The organism is Legionella dresdenensis (assembly GCF_042649825.1).
Taxonomy (GTDB): Bacteria; Pseudomonadota; Gammaproteobacteria; order Legionellales; family Legionellaceae; genus Legionella_C; species Legionella_C dresdenensis.
This window is the reverse complement of sequence record NZ_JBHSAB010000034.1, coordinates 1-1078: the sequence shown is the minus strand read 5'-3', so window position 1 is coordinate 1078 and position 1078 is coordinate 1. Positions and strand designations below refer to the sequence as shown.

The following is a 1078-nucleotide window of genomic DNA, read 5'->3' as shown; positions in this document are numbered from 1 at the left end:
TATATACTCAGCTTCGACAAAAAAGGAGCATATATGAGTTATGTCAGCGAGTTGAGTGGGATTTTAAGCCAGCAATTGAATTGGCACAAGTCAAGAATAGACTGTTTAGCCCAAATGTTGTTAGCCTTATTTATGGTAAGAAGCGTTAATTTAAGTGAAATTGCGGTAGCTATGGATGGGCAGACAGCGAGCATTGATTCGCGCTACAAACGGGTATACCGTTTTTTCTCTCAGTTTGAGTTGGATTTTACCTGGATTTCGCGGTGGATATACGCCCTGTTTTTTACTCAAGAGCAAAAAGTTTATTTGGCTATCGATAGGACAAATTGGTATTGGGGTAAAGCAAAAATCAATGTGTTTATGTTGTCCGTTTGTTATGAAGGGATAGCGATTCCGCTGTTTTGGCGCTTGCTAAACAAATCAGGTAGTACAACAGCAAGCGAGCAGATTGAGTTATTATCGCGGTTTATTAATACCTTTGGAAAAACGCCGATCCAGGGCGTACTCGGTGATCGGGAATTTCCCAATAAAACCTTGATAGCCTGGCTTGTCGAGGAAAAAATCCCCTTTTATTTGCGCATTAAAGGCAATGTTGATGTCTGCATCGGCAAGAAGAAATTTAAAGCCTCAGCCCAGTTATTCAGCCATTTGGCACCCTACCAGCAACACGTGTTCGGGATGAAGGTTCATGTCTTTGGCCAATCGCTGTATTTGGCGGGCAGTAAAAATTCGCGCAATGAGTTACTGATTATCGCCACCAATCAGTCGCCCAAAAATGCCATTGCCTGCTATTTACGTCGCTGGGAAATTGAAACCTTGTTTGCCGCGCTTAAAACTAAGGGATGGCGTTTTGAAGAAACACGGGTTGTTGCGCCAAAACGCATTGAAAAATTACTCGCCTTGCTGGCCTTAGGGTTTGTTTGGGCTCACCGGATTGGTGAATGGAAAGCCTCGATTAAGCCGATTCGCCTTAAAAAAATACGCAACCAAAAAAGACCCAAAAATAGCTTCTTCCGGTTAGGTCTCGATAATCTCAGGGATTTACTGACCAATGCTAAAACCAATCTAAAACTGTTTG

General features: G+C 42.6%; 1 protein-coding gene. It reads left to right on the top strand.

The window, feature by feature from the left end; translation table 11 throughout:
* Positions 1 to 33: 33 nt before the first annotated feature.
* A partial coding sequence (locus ACFORL_RS12765) for an IS4 family transposase (RefSeq protein WP_382344616.1) occupies positions 34 to 1078 on the top strand: 1045 nt, incomplete at its 3' end.